We start from the raw sequence: 18922 nt of genomic DNA, 5'->3' as shown, positions 1-18922 counted from the left end.
AATATAAATGGACCCCGGGCATCAATACGAAATAAGCGCTTTTTACATATTTGCAACCATTTTCCTGGTATTGCTTAACGGTTTCTTTGTAGCCGCAGAGTTTGCCATGGTAAGGGTAAGAGGCTCTCAGATCGAGATAAAAGCTAAATCGGGCAGCGGGGTTGCCAAAATAGCACGCGGTATTCTGCATAATTTGGATGGTTACCTGGCTGCAACGCAGCTGGGTATTACCATTGCTTCGCTGGCACTTGGTGTAGTAGGCGAAGAGGTAGTTACCAGTGTGGTAGTACGTGCATTTTTAGGCCTGGGTATTACGCTTGCCCCTGCTTTGATCACTACTGCGCATATCCTTTCTTTCGTGGTGATCACCGTGTTACACATCGTTTTCGGTGAGCTGGCACCAAAATCATTGGCTATCCAGAAATCGGTACGTACCGTGCTGGCCGTATCATGGCCGTTAAGGTTCTTCTTTATCGTTTTCAAACCTTTTATATGGGTATTGAACGGCTTTGCTAATTTTATACTGAAAGCAATAGGCATCAGCAATGTAGAGGGCAGCGAAACCCACCACTCGTCAGAGGAGCTTCAATACCTGCTTGAGCAAGGAAAAGAGACCGGTGCTATCGACTCAAACGAGCACGAACTGATCCAGAACGTTTTCGACTTTAACGAGCGCGTAGTTAAAAACATCATGGTGCCACGTACCAAAATACAGGGTATTGAGATTGATGCTACTAAAGAGGAGTTACTGGATACGCTGATAGAAGAAGGCTACTCGCGTATGCCGGTGTATGATGAGGTGATAGATAAGATCATTGGTATTGTACATGCTAAAGATATTTTGCCGCTGCTGGCACGTGGCCAGGAAGTGGTACTGAAAGATATTATCCGCAAGCCATACTTTGTGCCCGAGACCAAGAAGATCAATGATCTGATGGCCGAGCTGCAGCAAAAACGCATCCAGATAGCTATTGTATCTGATGAGTTTGGTGGTACTGCCGGTATGGTTACGCTGGAAGATATTGTTGAAGAACTGGTAGGCGAGATACAGGATGAGTACGATGAAGAAAAACCTATCGTTGAAAAACTGAACGACCGCGAGTTTGTGGTGAACGCCCTTGCGCCTATCTACGACGTTAATGAGCATCTGCCACATGACCTGCCCGAGGATGGCGACTTTGATACCGTATCGGGCTGGTTAGGCCATATCTTTGGTAAAATACCTGATGTGGGCGAGCAGAAAGAAAGCAACGGCTACAACATCACTGTGCTGAAGAAATCTGACCAGAACATCGAATCGGTAAAACTGGAGCTGCTCATTAACGAAGAAGACGCGGTAGATTTACATTAGCCGCTTAGTATCAAGTATCAAGTAGTTAGTATCAAGACATGTTCTACTACTGGATGGGTAATCTTGATACTTGATACCAGCTACTTGATACTTTACAAATGCAGCTTTTTTATACGCCCGATATCGACCCCAAACTGTCTCAATACTTTTTGAGTGAGGAAGAGAGCAAGCATGCCGTGCGCGTACTGCGCCTGGCCGTTGGCAATGAGGTTACCCTGATAGATGGCAAAGGTGGCTTGTACAAGGCAGAGATTAAGGATGCGCACCCAAAGCGCACCATTTTGCAGATAAATTCGGTTATCGAAGAATTTAACAAACGTAACCATTACCTGCACATTGCCATTGCCCCAACCAAAAATCTGGATAGGATAGAGTGGTTTTTGGAAAAGGCTACCGAGATAGGTATCGATGAGATCTCGCTCATTATTTGTCAACGCTCTGAGCGTAAAGAGGCCAAGGTTGAGCGTTTGGATAAGATCATTACATCAGCTATAAAGCAATCTATAAAAGCTTATCATCCTAAACTGAATGCGCCTGTAAGCTTTAACCAATTTGTAAAGCAAAACTTTGATGGCGATAAATACATTGCCCATTGTGCCGATGGCGAAAAGGCAGAGCTAACGCAATCTTTTAAAAAGCAGGGGCGTTATTTAATACTGATAGGCCCCGAGGGAGATTTTTCTCCGGCCGAGGTGGATGCCGCTGTGCAGAACGGTTACCGCGCGCTTACCCTTGGCGAAAGCCGATTGCGTACCGAGACCGCTGCTTTAGAGGCCTGCTTTGAAGTGAACTTTCTGAATCGCTAACATGAGGAAACTAATATATGTTGCGGCACTTTTAACAACGCTGTTTGGCATAAGTAGCTTTGCACCGCCCGCGTATAAAATGGCCAGGCTTAAATACAACGGCGGCGGCGATTGGTACGGTGACCGCACAGCTCTCGTTAATCTCATTAAATTCTGTAACCAAAACCTCAAAACCAGTTTTGAGCCGGAAGAAGAAGTGGTTGAGGCCGGCAGCGAACAGATCTTCAATTATCCCTTTGTATTTATGACCGGCCACGGCAACGTGATCTTCAGCGACCAGGAAGCCCGTAACCTGCGTAAATACTTAACCGGCGGCGGCTTTCTGCATATTGATGATAACTACGGGCTGGATCAGTTTATTCGCCCGCAGATGAAGAAAGTATTTCCCGAACTTGATTTTGTAGAGTTGCCGGCCAATTATGCCATTTATCATCAGAAGTACGATTTCCCTACCGGCTTACCGAAGATACACGAGCATGATGGTAAACGCCCCCAAGGTTTCGGGCTGATATATAAAGGCCGACTGGTTTGTTTTTACACCTACGAGTGCGACCTGGGTAACGGATGGGAAGACTACGGCACCTACGCCAACGATACGCAGGAGAATCGCTTAAAAGCGCTTAAAATGGGCGCCAACATCATCCAGTATATCTTTACAAAATAGTATTTCCTATATTCGTGTACAAAGGTCATTGATATGTACAAGATAAAAGTTAACGCACACGATTTTGAATTACAAGGCAAAGGTAAACAACTGCAACTGAACGGGCAGGATGTTGCTGCCGATGTAAAGCAGCTGAGCGATAACCTGTATCATATCATCAATAACAAAGCTTCGTATAACGCCGAGGTGGTGAGTTTTGACGCCCAAACTAAAACCGCACAAATAAAGATAAACAACAACCTGTACACTGTTAAGGCTAAAGACGAGTTTGACCAGTTGTTAGACAAAATGGGCCTTAGCAACCTGATGGCTGCCAAAGTAAGCGACATAAAAGCCCCTATGCCCGGCCTGGTTTTAAAAGTACTGGTTGAGGAAGGTGCAGAAGTGAAAAAAGGCGATAACCTATTTATCCTGGAAGCCATGAAGATGGAGAACATCATTAAAGCGCCTGCAGATGTTACCATCCAAACCATAAAAATGCAGCCCGGCGATAAGGTTGAAAAAGGCCAGGTGCTGATGATATTTTAAAGAATCGATTTTACAATACAACAAGCCACGAGATTTAATTCTACGTGGCTTTTTTATTTTAATCGAAATTAATTTATCATTTTGACAAAATGAATTTTTGTAAAATTTTATTTGGTTGCGATTGATGTATTGGTTAATTTGCTTATAACCAATATATCACACTTACACTTATGAAATTCATCTCAACTATTGCCCTTTATTTTATAGCCGTTTGTTGCTTTGCGCAAGATAAAGGCGTAAACTTTCAGAATAATTTAACCTGGGCACAGGTAAAAGAGAAAGCTAAAAAAGAGAACAAGTTCATTTTTGTGGACTGCTACACTACCTGGTGCGTGCCCTGCAAGGTAATGGCGAAAGAGATACTGCCACAACCAGAGCTTTCTTCATATTTGAATGATAAATTTATCAGCATAGCCCTTCAGTTTGATAAAACCAAACAGGACGACGGTACCACCAAACGCTGGCATAAAGAGGTGAAGCGTATAGAGGCCGAAGCGAAAGTGGACGCTTATCCAACCTATCTGATCTATAGCCCGGACGGGCAATTGGTACACACCATTGTGGGCGGCTCGCCGGATGCGAAAACTTTTTTAACGAAATTACAGGAAGGTATTGATCCTAAAACGCAACTCGTTAACATGCGTAAACAGTATGCTGATGGTGACCGGACGCCCGGTTTTTTGCACACCTTTGCCAACGCCCTGATGCAAAGCTGGGACCCGCAAACAAAAGAGGTAATTAACCAGTACCTGGCAACGCAAACAGATCTGCTAACTAAAGAGAACGCCCGGTTTGTTATGATAGCTACCGGAAAATCAACCGACCCGGGTTTTAAAGCCTTGCTGAATAATGAAGCAGGGTTTGATAAAATGACCAGCCCGGGCCTGGGAAGCATGATAGCAGAGGGAATTATGTTTGATGAGATCGTATTACATCTCGTGCGTACAGACGGAAAAAAGGAAGTGAGGGGCGGGATGTATTTTTATACCGGCGAGATCAATAAAAATGTAAACTGGGATGAGGTGCATGCAAAATTAAAAGCTGTATATCCCGATTATGCCGATGAGGTGCTGGTTAAATCAAAAATAAGGTACTACCGTGACCTTAGCGACTGGCCAAAATTTGCCGAACAAGCCGCCGCTTATACAAAACAGTACGGGAAGAACCACTACCAGGTAATGACCTACGCCAACGATATTATGCTTTTTGCTGAAGATAAAGTCAGCTTAACTGAAGCCGCAACTTTAGCAAAGCCCTATGCTACCACCGCCGATGCAGGTAACGAATGGTACGTTGATGTGTATGCCCAATTGCTGTACAAACTGGGTCAAAAAGAACAGGCCATCACCTTGGTGAACAACAGCGTTGCCAAATTTGGTGACAAAGCCTACCGCTTAAAAGAAACCCAGGAGAAGATGCAAAAGGGAAAATTGTAGGAGTTATAATAAAGAGGGAAAAACCTTGTCATTTCGAACGAGCGAAAGCGAGGAGAAATCTTGTTATTTCAGATAAATCGTAGACCTTTCTTTAATATCAAGATTTCTCACTGTCGTTCGAAATGACAGTGAGAAATGATCACTACAATTCGCCCAGTTTAATCAAAGCATAGAACAGCCCGGTACAGTGTAATGCCTGGGCTATTTTATTATCGGCCAAAAGTTGTTTTACTTCGGCTATTGTGTATTGTTCAACCACAATGTGTTCGGTCTCGTCAAGGTCTTGCTCCTGCACCTTTACGCCGCCTTTAGCCAGGTAACAAAAAGTTTTGTTGTTGGCTGTGGATGGATTAGCGTAAACGGTGTTAATGAGTTCGATATCATCAAACTGATAGCCGGTCTCTTCCAGCAACTCGCGGCGCATGGCCTGCATAGGTTCCTCACCCTCGTCTATTACACCACCAGGTATCTCTAATGAAACTATTTTAGCTGCATGGCGGTATTGGCGTACCATCAGCACTTTACCCTCATCGGTAATGGCAACGGCATTAACCCAGTTAGGATATTCCAGCACGTAATAATCCTCTACAATGCGGCCATCGGGCATTTCACATTTATCGGTACGAAGCGTAGCCCATGGGCCTTTATGTATATAGGTGGAAGAAAGCGTTTTCCAGGTGAGTTCAGTCATGATGCAAATATATACTTCACAAAAAAAAGAGACGCATGTAATGCGTCTCTGTGATAATAAAATATGTTTTAGGCATTCAGCTTACGTCTTTTACCTTTCACCTCAAAAAACTACCAACTACCGCTGCTTCCGCCGCCGCCGCCGCTTCCGCCGCCAAACCCACCAAAGCCGCCGCCGCCACTGCTACCGCCGCCCCAGCCGCCGCCACCAGAGAATCCACCCCAGTCGCTGCCGCCGCTGCTACGACCGCTGTTGCCGAGCATATTGCCTGCCAGGAACCACCAAAACGGATCGGCACCGCCACGCCCGCCAATAATGCGCCTGCCGCCGCCGCCTCCGCCGCCTTTGCGGAAGATGATGATCAGTATGATCACCACAATAATAATGATGATACCCACTGAGCCCCCACCACCATCATTTTTGCCCGGTTTTTTATCGGACTTATACTCGCCGCTCATGGCTTTGATGATATCGTCGGTAGCTGCATCCAGCCCACCGAAATAATCATTTTGCCTAAACTTTGGCTTCATATCATTTTGGATGATATCTTGGGTAGTGATGTCGGGTAATGCACCTTCCGCGCCATAACCGGTAGATATGGCCATTTTACGGTCTTTAAGTGCTACGAGCACTAACACACCATTGTTCTTTTCCTTGGTACCAATCCCCCACTTACGTAAAAGGCCGGTAGCATACTGATTAATATCATATTCGCCGGTTGATTGCATCATCACCACAGCAATCTGCGTTGATGTTGAATCGAAATACGCTATCAGCTTTTGCTGAAGGGTTTCTTTATCATTTTCAGATAAGGTACCGGTATAATCTGTTACCAACCTGTTGGGTCGTTCCGGGAAATCCTGCGAAAATACCTTGCCTACAAAAAGTAGCAAACCAAGGCATATAAAAAGTTTTTTAAGCATCAATAGGATTCTTAATTGCCATCCATAAAGGCAATGTCATCAGATAATTCGTTTTTGTCGCCGGCCTGGTGCGGGAAGTATTGCTTTAATTGTTCGCCGGCTTTAGTAACGCCGGTAACTATCCCTTCCACCAGGTTGCCAAATTTAAATTGGCTCAGCATCTCTTCTTTAGTTGTATCCCAAAAATCTTCAGGAACAACCTTATTAATACCTGCGTCGCCTATAATGGCAAATTTACGGTCAACCGTGGCAACATATATTAGTACGCCATTGCGGAGGCGTGTTTTATGCATTTCTAATTGGGCAAAATATTTTACGGCGCGGTCAAGCGCTTCATCGCTACAAGTTTTTTCTATGCAAACACGTATCTCGCCAGAGGTTTTTTGCTCGGCATCGGCTACCGCTTTCTGGATACGCTGCTGTTCTTCGTCGGTAAATACGGCCATCTTTTTAATGAGTGAATTAGGGAATATTAATGAGTGAATTAGTGAGGGAGTGAATGAGTAAATGTTTGAAAGAGAAGATCCATTCCATCCTTCAATCATTCACTCCTTCGCTCATTAAAACTGCACCTTTGGCGCTTTATCTGCACCGGCTTCGCTTTGGAAATAGCCTTTGGCCGAGAACCCGAACATGCCTGCCATAATATTGGTAGGGAATGAGCGTACTTTGCTGTTATAGTTTTGCACGGCATCATTAAAATCCTTACGGGCAACAGAAATACGGTTCTCAGTACCTTCTAACTGCGTTTGCAGTTTACCAAAAGCCTCGTTAGCTTTCAGGTTAGGATAGTTTTCTGATGCCACAAGTAAACGACCTAATGCAGTGCTTAGTTGGCCTTGTACCTGCTGGTATTGCTGTATAGCCTCAGGCGTAAGTTTCGTAGGATCAACCTGTATTGATGTTGCTTTAGCGCGTGCCTCGGTAACTTCGGTAATAGTGCTTTTTTCAAAGTTAGCCTCTCCTTTAACTGTTGATACAAGATTTGGTATCAGGTCGCTGCGGCGTTGGTACTGGGTCTCAACTTGTCCCCATTTGCCTTTAACATCCTCGTCGCTCTTTACCATACCGTTATAGCTGCAACCGCCTATCATGGCAATCAGTACCACAACTACGATAGCGATAATCCAATTTTTCATTTGTGTGTGTTTTTAGTTTTAAGGTATTGTGTACTTTGAAATTTAGATACAAAAGGCATACCGATGTTACAATACGTAACAATTACGCCATATTGGCAATAAATGGCTGTATAAATGTAATTAAATATCAATAACCAATATATGGATTTTATATTTGCTTTCTGTTAAACTGTTTTACTGACATTACCGCTCAATAAATGAAGAAATTATTCGGCGCCCTGTTACTCTGCTGGGGCATGCAGGCTTCTGCGCAAAAAGCACACGAAAATTTAGTACAATATGTAAAGCCTATCATCGGTACCGAGCGTATGGGCCATACCTATCCTGGAGCAACCGTTCCGTTCGGTATGGTGCAGCTAAGCCCCGAGACAGATACCGCCAGCTACGACCTTAATGGCAAATACAACCCAAAAGTTTATGAGTACTGCGCAGGCTACCAATACGAGGATAAAACCATTGTAGGCTTTAGCCACACACACTTTAGCGGTACCGGCCACTCTGACTTGGGCGATTTCCTGATCATGCCTACCGTTGGCGAACTGAAGTTAAACCCCGGCTTAGCCGATAAACCGGGCAGCGGTTACCGTTCTGCTTTCTCGCACGCTAACGAGGTAAGTGCCGCCAACTACTACAAAGTAAAACTGGATGCATCAAATATCACGGCCGAGCTGACTACCAGCACCCGTGTTGGTTTCCATCAGTACACTTTCCCAAAATCAGACCAGTCGCACATTATTTTGGATCTGATGGCAGGCATCTACAACTACCCCGGCAAAAACGTGTGGACCTACGTGAAGATCATTAACGATAGTACACTGGTAGGTTACCGCTCAACCAATGGATGGGCGCGCACCCGTAATCTGTATTTTGCTATGAAGTTCTCAAAGCCATTCATCCAGCATGGCTTTAAGAAATACGACCAGCGCGAAGTATATGGCGGTTTCTGGGGTAAATTCAATCAAAGCAAAAACTTTCCTGAAATAGCAGGCAAACAGATCCGTGCCTACTTCGATTTCAAAACCGAGGAGAACGAAAAGATAAAAGTGAAATTTGCTTTATCTCCTGTAAGCATGGACGGTGCAATGGCCAACATGCAGGCAGAAGTACCGGGCTGGGATTTTGATAAAGTGAAAAATGATGGTCAGGCGCAGTGGGAAAAAGAACTGGATAAGATCACCATTACCGGTAGCGTTGAGAAGAAACAGAATTTCTACACCTCTATGTACCATACCATGATCAACCCTACCATTTACATGGATGCGGATGGCCAATACAAAGGTTTAGACCAAAACATTCACAAGGCCGATGGCTTTACTAACTACACCACATTCTCTTTATGGGATACTTACCGTGCGCTGCACCCGCTGTTCAATATTATACAACCGCAGCGCAATGCCGATATGGTAAGATCTATGCTGGTTCACTTTGATCAAAGTGCTGAAGGGATGCTGCCGGTTTGGAGCAATTCTGCTAACGAGAACTGGTGTATGAGCGGTTACCATAGCGTGGCTGTTTTGGCCGATGCTGTTGTTAAAGGCAACGCGCCATTTGATGCCAACAAAGCCTTAGATGCCTGTGTGGCCACCGCCCGCAAACGCAGCTACGAGGGTATTGGCGAGTACATTGATAAAGGTTATGTGCCCGATGAAAGAAGCGGTACATCAGTATCAAATACGCTGGAGTACGCTTATGACGACTGGGCTATTGCACAAATGGCTAAGAAACTGGGCAAGACCGATATCTACAATGAGTTCATCAAACGCTCTGAAAACTACAAAAATGTTTATGACCCTAAAGTAGGTTTCATGCGCCCTAAAAAAGCCGACGGTACTTTCCGGGCTAAGTTTGACCCGCTGAGCACCATTAACGAAGGTTTTATCGAAGGTAACTCTTGGAACTATACATTGTTCGCTCCGCAGGATCCGCAGGGGTTAATTAAACTGATGGGCGGCAACCAACGTTTTGTACGCTACCTTGATTCATTATTTACCATGAACCTGCCGGATAAATACTTTGCTGAAACGGAAGACATTACCCGCGATGGTATCATCGGTAACTATGTGCATGGTAACGAGCCATCGCACCACGTGGCCTACTTCTACAACTGGACGGATAAACCATGGAAAACCCAGGAACGTATCCGCATGATTTTGCCACGTATGTACAAACCAACTCCTGATGGCTTGGGAGGTAACGATGATACCGGCCAGATGAGTGCATGGTATATTTTCAGCTCTATCGGGTTCTACCCAATGGCGCCGGGCTCTGTTGATTACGCAATCGGTAGTCCGTCGGTGAACAGCGCGGTTGTACAGGTTGGTAACGGTAAAACCTTCAACATCACGGTTAAAAACCAGGGCGATAAAAATGTTTATGTTCAAAAAATAACCCTCAACGGTAAGCCACTAAACGGCCTAAACATCACTCACGACCAGATCATGGCCGGCGGCGACATGGTGTTTTACATGAGCAGTAAACACAAGTAGAGAGTAGTGGTTGGAGATGAGGTATTAGGTTGATCAGGGTATCCTGGTCAACCTTTTTTGTCTAATATACTTTGGTTGATCTTATGAATTGTATGATCTGTATCCAAATAAATGGTAAGCCAACTATCAGGATAGCAGCATCAACGTCTTTTGATATCGTGTAAAGTGTAATCAGTATGGCTATAATTGACGACGCTATATAGCTTAACAGGCGATAAAATATATTAATTTTTATAATATAGTAGAGGTTAAGCAAAACAGTTGTAGAAACAATGGTAAGTACAGCTATGCTGATAAATGAGTAATATGCTGCTGAAGCGATTGAAAACAATATTGATAAAAACTTTATCTCATTATAGATAAAAATAGTTAAGCCAGTAAGGCTTATACAAAAGCTGATGAGAAAGGTAAATAGCAGGCTTTTTAAAAGATACTTGGTTAATTGTGATTTGGTCATAAAGTAAATATAACCTTTCACAAAAAGAATCGAGAGTAGGTAGGCGAAAGTTTACTCACCTTTTTTGATTTATTGACCTTTCGGCAGCCATGCCGTGTTCAAGATCAATAAATCAATTGCCGATATGCGGCGTAGGTTAGGTAATGGTTCTATCTCCCTCTCTTTCGGAGAGGGCCGGGGGAGAGACTCTTTACCCCGCCAAACAATGGCGCTCCCTTACAGTCAATTTGCTTAATTTTTCTTTCAGGATGGTACGGGCGCGGTATAAAGTGGTGCGTGATAACAATTCTGTCATGCCCAGTTTGCTGCCAATTTCCTGGTGAGAGTAACCCTCAATAGCGTACATGTTAAATACAGAGCGGTAGGTATCCGGTAACTCCTGTACCATGTTCATCAGCTCGTTGGTTTCTAAATTATTGCCATTCTGACTGATGCTTACCGGGATGTTCTGCTCAGCAAAATCATCAACCAGCAGCACATTTTTTGCCTTGCGGTAACGTGATATGGCACTGTGCACCATGATACGACGGATCCAACCCTCAAGGCTGCCTTCACCACGATAATTACTCATGTTTTTGAACATCTTGATGAAGCCTTCCTGCAGTATATCCTGCGCCTCATCTTTATCTTGTGCGTAACGCATGCACACGGCAAGCATACGTGGTGCTAACATTTTATAAAGCATTTCCTGTTGCTTACGATCGTTGCGAAGGCATCCTTCCCAAAGCGTTTCTAAGCGGTTGTCAACTGAAGTTGTCATGATTGTGATGTTTATTGATAACACCTATGCCAAAACTCAACCGATTTTATAAAATATTGATAATTAGATACTTGATTTAAGTATGACAATCAAAATCGTCCGCTATCGTACAGTTGTCGTTCGGTTGTAACACAAATAATGCTGTCATTCGCGATATTGAAATATGATAATATCCATCATGTCATTGCGAGCGACAGCGTGTTAATCTCGTCGCATGTTGATCATAAACGCGAGGCGATTGCCACGTCGCTGTCGCTCCTCGCAATGACATGGGTGAGAAGAGGACGGCGTGATAAACCTTTTTCCTTATCTTTGCACCATCCGGGATAAAAACCCGGCATTATCATGATAAAAGAAGCAGAAATTGTATGCCCGCCCGGGCAGCAGGATGATGAGAACGTATTAAAAACACTTGCATCCGCATCAATAAATATCCCGCAGAAAAGAATTACCGGAGTAAGAGTGGTAAAGCGCTCTATTGATGCGCGTGGCCGCAAGGTGGTTTACCGCATGCAGGTGCAGGTTTTTGTGGATGAACATTTTAAGGTGGAGCATTATAACCACCAATACCAAGATGTAAAAGACGCCAAACGCGTTATTATTGTAGGTGCGGGACCGGCGGGACTGTTCGCTGCCTTACAGGCGATTGATAACGGTATGAAACCTGTTGTGCTTGAACGTGGCAAGGATGTAAAACAACGCCGCCGTGATCTGGCCAATATCAACAAACAGGGCCTGGTAAACCCCGAATCAAACTATTGCTTTGGCGAGGGTGGTGCAGGTACATACTCTGATGGTAAGCTATACACCCGCTCAACCAAGCGCGGCGATGTAAAAGGCGTATTGGAAACCTTTGTGGCCCATGGCGCTACCGAAGATATTTTGGTGGATGCCCGCCCGCATATTGGCACCAACAAGTTGCCGCAGATCATCACTGCCATGCGTGAGAGCATCCAGAATGCAGGTGGCGAAGTGATATTTGATGCAAAAGTAACTTCATTGATAGTGGAGTTCGGCAAGATAAAAGGCGTGCAGTTGGCTAACGGCGAAAAGCTGTTTGCCGATGCCGTGATACTGGCAACCGGCCACTCGGCGCGTGATGTGTTCGAGATGCTGCACCATCAGAATATCCTGATAGAAGCCAAGCCTTTTGCGCTGGGTGTCCGCATCGAGCATCCACAGGAAATTATAGACCGCGCGCAGTACCATTGCGAATTTCGCGGGCCTGATCTGCCGCCATCATATTATAGTTTGGTGGAGCAGGTTGATGCACGTGGCGTATTTTCATTCTGTATGTGTCCCGGTGGTATCATTGCCCCATGTTCTACCGATGCAGATGAGATAGTAGTGAACGGCTGGAGCCCATCCAAACGGAACAATCCTTACGCTAACAGTGGCACGGTGGTACAGATAAACATGGAAGATATTAAAGGCGACATGAACGACCCCTTCCGCATGCTGAAATTTCAGCAGGAAGTGGAGCGCGTTGCCTTTAAAGCAGGCGGCGGTAATCTGGTTGCCCCGGCCCAGCGCATGGTTGATTATGTAGAAGGCCGCCTGTCGCGAGACCTGCCCGATAACTCTTACCTGCCCGGCTGCAAAAGCACCGAACTGCAAGAAGTGTTGCCTGGGTGGATAGGTGAACGCTTGCGTAAAGCCCTGCCCGCTTTCGGTCGTAAAATGAAAGGTTATTATACTAACGAGGCCATATTGGTGGGTGTAGAATCGCGCACCTCATCACCGGTAAAAATACCGCGCGACCGTGAAACCTTTCAGCATCCACAGGTTGCAGGACTGTTCCCCTGCGGCGAGGGCGCCGGCTATGCGGGTGGCATTATTTCTGCAGCCATTGATGGCGTAAACTGTGCCGATGGCGCGGCAAAATATTTAGGCTGATAGGCCATTGAGGCAGCCCCGCTGCACCTTATATTTACTAAAACTATGCAATCTCCACTCAATAAATATAACGAGAAGTTTAAGGCTGCGCTGGCGGGTTTAAATCCCGAACAGCTGAAAGCCGTTAACCAGATGGACGGCCCTGTACTGGTAGTAGCCGGCCCGGGAACGGGCAAAACGCAGATATTGGCCGCGCGTATCGGTAAGATACTGACTGATACGGATGCTCAGCCAAACGAGATATTGTGCCTCACCTATACCGATGCAGGTGCGGTTGCCATGCGCAAGCGCCTGTTTGAGTTTATAGGGCCCGATGCATATCGCATTAACATTTATACCTTCCACGCTTTTTGTAATGATATCATCCAGGAAAATCTGGAGTATTTTGGTAAGCTTAATCTGGAAGCATTGTCTGACCTCGAATCGGCCATATTATTTCGCGAGTTGGTGGATGAGTTTGGTAATGAACACTTATTAAAACGCTTTACCGGCGATACCTACTTTGAGACCAAAAGGCTGAAAAGCTTGTTTGCCGATATGAAGAAGGAGAACTGGTCGGAAGAGCAAATGGCAAAAGCAGTAAAGGATTACTTGGACGATCTGCCAAACCGCGATGAGTTTATCTACAAACGCGCCAACGCAAAAACAGGTGTTAAGGTAGGCGATGTGAAGCAGAAGGACATCGACAAGATTGCCGAAAGCATGGAGAAACTGCTTGCCGGTGTTAGCGAGTATCGCAACTACGATGCTAAAATGAAACGCGACAGCCGGTATGATTATGACGACATGATCCAGTGGGTGCTGCGTGCTTTCCGCGAGAATGAAGAGATCCTGCGCCGTTACCAGGAGCGTTACCAGTATATACTGGTAGATGAGTTTCAGGATACCAGCGGCTCGCAAAACGAGTTGCTCAAATTCCTGTTGAACTACTGGGACACCCCTAACGTGTTTGTGGTAGGCGATGATGACCAGTCGATCTTTAAGTTCCAGGGTGCCAACATGAAGAACATCATCGATTTTGCTAATGATCATGTGGCTACGCTATCTACCGTGGTGCTGAAGCATAACTATCGCTCTAACCAGCAGATACTGGATATTTCGCGCGCGCTGATCAACAATAATAACGAGCGACTGACCGCCCAGCTTAATTTAGATAAAAACCTGCAGGCCTCACACCCGCGTTTTTTAAATAACGCTGTAGAGCCTGCCATTAAAGAATACGAGAACCCCAACCAGGAACTGGTTGATGTGGCCATGCAGATCAAAAACCGGGTAGCAAAAGGCACTGAACCCGGCGAAATTGCGGTGATATACCGTAACCACAGCCAGGTTGAAGATCTGCTGCATTTTCTGGAAACACAAGGTATCGCCGTAAATACCAAACGTAAGATAGATGTATTGACCATGCCTTTTGGCGAAAAGATCATCAATATACTGCGCTACCTGGCTATGGAGCTGGATTCGCCCTACAGTGGTGACGAGCTGCTGTTTGAGATACTGCATTATGATTTCTTTGACATCCCGCCTATCGAGATTGCGAAGGCCAGCATAGCGGTATCAAAAGAGAACTTTGCCACGGCAAATAACAATCAGCCCAAGACATCGCTGCGCAGGCATATCCACGAGATAAAGGTGGCTGCCCAAACCGATCTGTTCACTAAGCAGGTAGGCACAGGGATGAAATTCCTGATCAATGATATTGATGAGTTACTTACCGATGCGGTTAGCGTTACGCTGCAGCAATTCTTCCAGTCGGTGATAGCCAAGATGGGTATCCTCAAATACATCATGCAGCAGCAGGATAAGGGAACTTATATGCAGGTGCTGACCAGTTTCTTCGATTTCCTGAAGGACGAAAGCCGCAAGAACCCTGAAATAAAGTTGGCCGAGCTGATCACCACCATCGACCTGATGCGTAAGAACAGCATCCGCATGGAGCTGAACAAGGTGATCTTCTCTGAGAATGGTATCAACTTTTTGACCGCCCACGGTTCAAAAGGTTTGGAGTTTGAGCATGTATTCTTTATCGGTTGTGATAAGAAGACCTGGGATGCCAAAGGCCGTAACAGTGGTTTCAGTTACCCTGATACTTTGACGCAGGCTGCATCAGAAGATATTGCCCTGAAAGAAGAAGCACGCAGGCTATTCTATGTAGCGCTTACGAGAGCCAAGCAATGCCTGAATGTTTCTTACGCCGCAAAAGATAAGAATGGCAAAGACCAGGAGCCATCGCAGTTCATCGGCGAGATACTGGCTGATACTGACCTGCAGGTGAACCACCCGAAAGTGAGCAGCGATGATATGATAGCGTTTATTGCCACGCAGTTTAACGAGGCCGATAAGCCGGTTGTAGAGCTGCTGGACAAGAATTACATCAGTCAGCTGTTGCAGAACTATACGCTATCGGTAACGCACCTGAATAATTATTTAGATTGCCCGCTGCGATTCTATTTCCAGTGTTTGATACGCGTGCCATCGGGTAAGAGCCCATCGGCTACGTTTGGGCAGGCGGTGCACTGGGCTTTGAACAAAGCCTTCCGCAGGTTGAAAGAGTTTGGTGAGGAGTTTATGCCGACCGAGGAATTTATGAAAGAGTTCCGCTGGTATATGTACCGCAACCGCGACTCGTTCACTAAAGAAGAGTTTAAACTACGCGTGGCCTACGGCGAAAAGATATTGCCGCCATACTACGAGCAGAATGTAGTAACCTGGAACAAAGTGACCCGTACCGAGCACAGCATTAAGAACATTGAAGTACAGGGCGTGCCGATAAAAGGTAACCTGGATAAGATTGAATTTAACGGCAAGCAGGTTACCGTGGTGGACTATAAAACAGGCCGTGTACGCAACGCCAAACCAAAACTGGAGCGCCCAACCAATGATGAACCCAACGGCGGGGATTACTGGCGCCAGGCTGTGTTCTACAAGATCTTGGTAGATAACGACCGCACCAACGATTGGGAAGTGGTAGATACTATTTTCGATTTTGTGGAGCCCGAGAAGGACGACGAATATTACAAAGCCAAAGTGGTGATCACACCTGAGGATATTGAAGAGGTAACCACGCAGATCACCTCAACCTACCAAAAGATCATGAACCACGAGTTCAGTACCGGTTGCGGCAAAAAAGAATGCGACTGGTGCCACTTCGTAAAAAGCAATTTTAAACAACCGGAAGGTTTGCTGGAAGTGGCTGAAGGAGATGATGGGATGGAGTAAGAATCCTTTGGTCATGCTGAGGAACGAAGCATCTATGAACGTGCAAAGAACGCGGTTAGATTCTTTTCCGCCAGCCGGCGGATCAGAATGACAAATCATAAAGTCACGTCATTGCGAGGAACGAAGCAATCTCTTCAGGACAAGTTTACACTATGCATCCGTGATTGGCTTAAAGAGATTGCTTCGTACCTCGCAATGATGCGGGGATATAAAACGACAAAGCCTTCCGAAACTCGGAAGGCTTTGTCGTTATCTTTTCTGCAAGGCACTCGCTGCTGGATCATCCAGGAACCATTGGATATCGGTGCTTTTTATTAATTGCGCCGGGTATTCTTCAATGTTGGTACCGTCTTCAAGGATGTGTTTAACGGCTTCGGCTTTGCCCTGGCCGTAAACCAGGAAGGCAATGTGTTTGGCATTGTTGATCAACTGGGCAGTGAACGTTATGCGGTTCATCTTTACCTCGTCAATGTATAATGCCTGTACCGATGCGCTTTCATCGTGCAATACGCTGGTATGCGGGAACAATGATGCCGTGTGCGAGTTGTCGCCCAAACCAAGAATGATCAGGTCGAAGGCGGCTTTTTCTCCACCAAAGAAATCATCGATCTTTTCCGTGTATTGTTTGGCTGCTTCTTCGGCACCCAGATCAGTTTGTACCGGGAAAATCTGTGCAGCATCAATACCCAGCGGATCAAACAGAGTTTGTTTGGCCATAAGGTAATTGCTCTGCGAATCGGTCAAAGGCACATCGCGCTCATCGCCAAAAAAGAAGAACACTTTGTTCCACTCTATTTTATCGCGATACTCGCTTACCAGCAGCTCATGCAGCTTTTTAGGCGAACTGCCACCGCTCAGCGAAACAGCAAAGCGTCCGTTTGCTTCAATAGCTTCTTTTGCCTGGTCGGCAAAGAAGGCAGCAAGGGCAGCTAATACTTCGGTATCTGTTTTAAAAACATTTAGTGTCATATCGCCTTATTTTTTGCCGTTAACCGGTAAGGTAAACCAATTGAAACCATCGCGTGCTATCAGTGCCTCTGCAGATTCTGGGCCCCATGAGTCGGCACTGTAGTTAGGGAAGTTAAGGCTCTTTTTGTTTTGCCATGTGTTCAGGATAGGCATTACCAGTTCCCAAGCCGCTTCAACCTGGTCGCCACGCATAAACAGGGTTTGGTCGCCCAGCATGGTATCCAAAATTAAAGTTTCATAAGCTTCAGGCGTTTGGTTGGTATAAGTGCCTTTGTAATCGAACACCATATCAACGGCGTTCAGCACCATATCAATACCCGGGCGTTTAGCCTGTACTTGTAAACGGATGCTCATCTCAGGCTGTATGCTGATGATCAGCCTGTTCTGTTGCCAGCTTTCGGCAGCCTCGGTAGGGAATATCAGGTGAGGTACATCCTTAAACTGTATAGTGATCACTGATGATGACTGGTGCAAACGTTTACCTGTACGCAGGTAGAACGGTACACCTTGCCAGCGCCAGTTATCAATAAAGAATTTAATGGCAGCAAAGGTCTCGGTATTTGATTGCGGATCTACCTTTGGCTCCTCGCGGTAACCCGGCACTTCTTTGCCTTTCATCCAGCCGCTACCGTATTGGCCGCGTACTGCCGAATTGCGCACATCCTCAGGTGTAAATCTGCGCATGGCGCGTAATACGTCAACCTTACGGTCGCGCACTTCATCAGCATTGAAGCTAACCGGTGGCTCCATAGCCACGTGACAAAGCAGTTGCAGCAGGTGGTTTTGGATCATATCGCGCATAGCGCCTGATCCGTCGTAGTAATCGCCGCGTTCTTCAACGCCCAATTGCTCGGTAACCGAGATCTGTACATGCTCAATATAGTTACGGTTCCAAAGCGGCTCCATTATGGAGTTGGCAAAGCGGAAAGCCATGATGTTCTGTACCACCTCTTTACCAAGATAGTGGTCGATACGGTAGATCTGGCACTCGTCAAAAATACCTTTCAGCAATTCGTTAAGGTCTTTAGCAGACTCTAAATCGTGGCCAAATGGTTTCTCGATGATGATACGCACCTTGTTCTTATCCTCGGCCAGTTTGGCTTTAGATATGTTTGATGCGATGATAGGGAAGAAGTTTGGCGCTACAGCAAGATAGAACAATACGTTAGCTGTAGTTTTCCACTCTTTGTTGTGTGCATCTATGCGTTTGCCAAACTCTTTGTAGGTTTCGGCATTGGTAGCGTCTGATACCTGGTAATAGATATTTTTTGAGAACTCGGCCCATTTCTTGGCATCGGCTTTACCGCTACGCGAGAACTGGTTGATATCGTTATGCAAATTCTCACGGAACTGCTCGTCGCTCAGCTGCGTACGGCCGGTACCTATGATCGAAAATTGTGCAGGCATCCAACCATCTAAAAACAGGTTGTAAAGCGCCGGTGCAATTTTGCGGGCGTTAAGGTCGCCGGTGCCGCCAAATATGATAAATATGGTAGGATCGGCTTTTGCGTTATTGTTGCTCATTGTTGTGTGTTTTTGGAGCGGGAGATTGGAGCGAGTGCCGGAGAAAAGTCTGGCATCCGGCTCCGGTCTCCCG

The 18922-nt window shown here is 45.8% G+C and carries 16 protein-coding genes; 8 read left to right on the top strand and 8 right to left on the bottom strand.

The window, feature by feature from the left end; all coding sequences use genetic code 11:
• The first annotated feature begins 7 nt into the window (after positions 1-7).
• The 5 genes from D0C36_RS12390 (at position 8) to D0C36_RS12370 (ending at position 4785) form a co-directional block, all read left to right on the top strand.
• Complete coding sequence (locus D0C36_RS12390) at positions 8-1351, top strand: hemolysin family protein (protein WP_117391944.1); 1344 nt, start codon at positions 8-10, stop codon at positions 1349-1351.
• Positions 1352-1449: 98 nt separating this feature from the next.
• Positions 1450-2157 carry a 16S rRNA (uracil(1498)-N(3))-methyltransferase gene (locus D0C36_RS12385; protein ID WP_117391943.1) on the top strand — a complete coding sequence of 236 codons (708 nt, stop codon included), beginning with the start codon at positions 1450-1452 and terminating at the stop codon, positions 2155-2157.
• Position 2158: 1 nt separating this feature from the next.
• Positions 2159-2821, top strand: a complete 663-nt coding sequence (locus D0C36_RS12380) for a DUF4159 domain-containing protein (RefSeq protein ID WP_117391942.1) — start codon at positions 2159-2161, stop codon at positions 2819-2821.
• 33 nt (positions 2822-2854) lie between these two features.
• Positions 2855-3349, top strand: coding sequence for an acetyl-CoA carboxylase biotin carboxyl carrier protein subunit (locus tag D0C36_RS12375; RefSeq protein ID WP_117391941.1), 495 nt, complete (start codon positions 2855-2857; stop codon positions 3347-3349).
• A 170-nt stretch (positions 3350-3519) separates the two neighbouring features.
• Positions 3520-4785 carry a thioredoxin family protein gene (locus D0C36_RS12370; protein WP_117391940.1) on the top strand — a complete coding sequence of 422 codons (1266 nt, stop codon included), beginning with the start codon at positions 3520-3522 and terminating at the stop codon, positions 4783-4785.
• 142 nt (positions 4786-4927) lie between these two features.
• On the opposite strand, the gene D0C36_RS12365 is transcribed toward D0C36_RS12370, so the two are convergent.
• From D0C36_RS12365 to D0C36_RS12350, 4 genes are all read right to left on the bottom strand, one after another.
• Positions 4928-5476 (bottom strand): NUDIX hydrolase, encoded by a 549-nt coding sequence (locus D0C36_RS12365; RefSeq protein ID WP_117391939.1) that lies wholly within the window; start codon positions 5474-5476, stop codon positions 4928-4930.
• 110 nt (positions 5477-5586) lie between these two features.
• Positions 5587-6399, bottom strand: coding sequence for a TPM domain-containing protein (locus D0C36_RS12360; RefSeq protein ID WP_117391938.1), 813 nt, complete (start codon positions 6397-6399; stop codon positions 5587-5589).
• An 11-nt stretch (positions 6400-6410) separates the two neighbouring features.
• On the bottom strand, positions 6411-6845 hold the full coding sequence (locus D0C36_RS12355; protein WP_117391937.1) for a TPM domain-containing protein: 435 nt from the start codon (positions 6843-6845) through the stop codon (positions 6411-6413).
• A 114-nt stretch (positions 6846-6959) separates the two neighbouring features.
• On the bottom strand, positions 6960-7538 hold the full coding sequence (locus D0C36_RS12350) for a LemA family protein (protein WP_117391936.1): 579 nt from the start codon (positions 7536-7538) through the stop codon (positions 6960-6962).
• Positions 7539-7735: 197 nt separating this feature from the next.
• On the opposite strand from D0C36_RS12350, the gene D0C36_RS12345 reads away from it, so the two are divergent.
• Positions 7736-10024 (top strand): GH92 family glycosyl hydrolase, encoded by a 2289-nt coding sequence (locus D0C36_RS12345; RefSeq protein WP_117391935.1) that lies wholly within the window; start codon positions 7736-7738, stop codon positions 10022-10024.
• 61 nt (positions 10025-10085) lie between these two features.
• Here the strand turns inward: D0C36_RS12345 and D0C36_RS12340 are convergent, their stop codons facing one another.
• Together D0C36_RS12340 and D0C36_RS12335 are read right to left on the bottom strand one after the other, a co-directional pair.
• Positions 10086-10481, bottom strand: a complete 396-nt coding sequence (locus D0C36_RS12340) for a hypothetical protein (RefSeq protein ID WP_117391934.1) — start codon at positions 10479-10481, stop codon at positions 10086-10088.
• Between the two features lie 190 nt (positions 10482-10671).
• Positions 10672-11241 carry an RNA polymerase sigma factor gene (locus D0C36_RS12335; RefSeq protein WP_117391933.1) on the bottom strand — a complete coding sequence of 190 codons (570 nt, stop codon included), beginning with the start codon at positions 11239-11241 and terminating at the stop codon, positions 10672-10674.
• Positions 11242-11586: 345 nt separating this feature from the next.
• Here D0C36_RS12335 and D0C36_RS12330 point away from each other — a divergent pair, with 345 nt between their 5' ends.
• Positions 11587-13137, top strand: coding sequence for an NAD(P)/FAD-dependent oxidoreductase (locus D0C36_RS12330; protein ID WP_117391932.1), 1551 nt, complete (start codon positions 11587-11589; stop codon positions 13135-13137).
• Between the two features lie 45 nt (positions 13138-13182).
• Positions 13183-16356, top strand: a complete 3174-nt coding sequence (locus D0C36_RS12325) for an ATP-dependent DNA helicase (RefSeq protein ID WP_117391931.1) — start codon at positions 13183-13185, stop codon at positions 16354-16356.
• Positions 16357-16605: 249 nt separating this feature from the next.
• On the opposite strand, the gene pgl is transcribed toward D0C36_RS12325, so the two are convergent.
• Both pgl and zwf read right to left on the bottom strand, forming a co-directional pair.
• Positions 16606-17325, bottom strand: a complete 720-nt coding sequence (gene pgl, locus D0C36_RS12320) for a 6-phosphogluconolactonase (RefSeq protein WP_117391930.1) — start codon at positions 17323-17325, stop codon at positions 16606-16608.
• 6 nt (positions 17326-17331) lie between these two features.
• A complete protein-coding gene (zwf, locus tag D0C36_RS12315) occupies positions 17332-18849 on the bottom strand; it encodes a glucose-6-phosphate dehydrogenase (RefSeq protein ID WP_117391929.1) in 1518 nt (505 codons plus the stop codon).
• Between the last annotated feature and the right edge of the window lie 73 nt (positions 18850-18922).

The sequence above is a fragment of the Mucilaginibacter conchicola genome (assembly GCF_003432115.1).
Lineage (GTDB): Bacteria > Bacteroidota > Bacteroidia > Sphingobacteriales > Sphingobacteriaceae > Mucilaginibacter > Mucilaginibacter conchicola.
The sequence above is the reverse complement of the archived record's forward strand: the minus strand, read 5'-3'. Positions and strand labels throughout refer to the sequence as shown.

Bases quoted from the DNA above. Each gene is read 5' to 3' on its own strand.
- D0C36_RS12390 (WP_117391944.1), top strand. From the start codon at position 8: ATGGACCCCGGGCATCAATACGAAATAAGCGCTTTTTACATATTTGCA.
- D0C36_RS12385 (WP_117391943.1), top strand. From the start codon at position 1,450: ATGCAGCTTTTTTATACGCCCGATATCGACCCCAAACTGTCTCAATAC.
- D0C36_RS12380 (WP_117391942.1), top strand. From the start codon at position 2,159: ATGAGGAAACTAATATATGTTGCGGCACTTTTAACAACGCTGTTTGGC.
- D0C36_RS12375 (WP_117391941.1), top strand. From the start codon at position 2,855: ATGTACAAGATAAAAGTTAACGCACACGATTTTGAATTACAAGGCAAA.
- D0C36_RS12370 (WP_117391940.1), top strand. From the start codon at position 3,520: ATGAAATTCATCTCAACTATTGCCCTTTATTTTATAGCCGTTTGTTGC.
- D0C36_RS12365 (WP_117391939.1), bottom strand. From the start codon at position 5,476: ATGACTGAACTCACCTGGAAAACGCTTTCTTCCACCTATATACATAAA.
- D0C36_RS12360 (WP_117391938.1), bottom strand. From the start codon at position 6,399: ATGCTTAAAAAACTTTTTATATGCCTTGGTTTGCTACTTTTTGTAGGC.
- D0C36_RS12355 (WP_117391937.1), bottom strand. From the start codon at position 6,845: ATGGCCGTATTTACCGACGAAGAACAGCAGCGTATCCAGAAAGCGGTA.
- D0C36_RS12350 (WP_117391936.1), bottom strand. From the start codon at position 7,538: ATGAAAAATTGGATTATCGCTATCGTAGTTGTGGTACTGATTGCCATG.
- D0C36_RS12345 (WP_117391935.1), top strand. From the start codon at position 7,736: ATGAAGAAATTATTCGGCGCCCTGTTACTCTGCTGGGGCATGCAGGCT.
- D0C36_RS12340 (WP_117391934.1), bottom strand. From the start codon at position 10,481: ATGACCAAATCACAATTAACCAAGTATCTTTTAAAAAGCCTGCTATTT.
- D0C36_RS12335 (WP_117391933.1), bottom strand. From the start codon at position 11,241: ATGACAACTTCAGTTGACAACCGCTTAGAAACGCTTTGGGAAGGATGC.
- D0C36_RS12330 (WP_117391932.1), top strand. From the start codon at position 11,587: ATGATAAAAGAAGCAGAAATTGTATGCCCGCCCGGGCAGCAGGATGAT.
- D0C36_RS12325 (WP_117391931.1), top strand. From the start codon at position 13,183: ATGCAATCTCCACTCAATAAATATAACGAGAAGTTTAAGGCTGCGCTG.
- pgl (WP_117391930.1), bottom strand. From the start codon at position 17,325: ATGACACTAAATGTTTTTAAAACAGATACCGAAGTATTAGCTGCCCTT.
- zwf (WP_117391929.1), bottom strand. From the start codon at position 18,849: ATGAGCAACAATAACGCAAAAGCCGATCCTACCATATTTATCATATTT.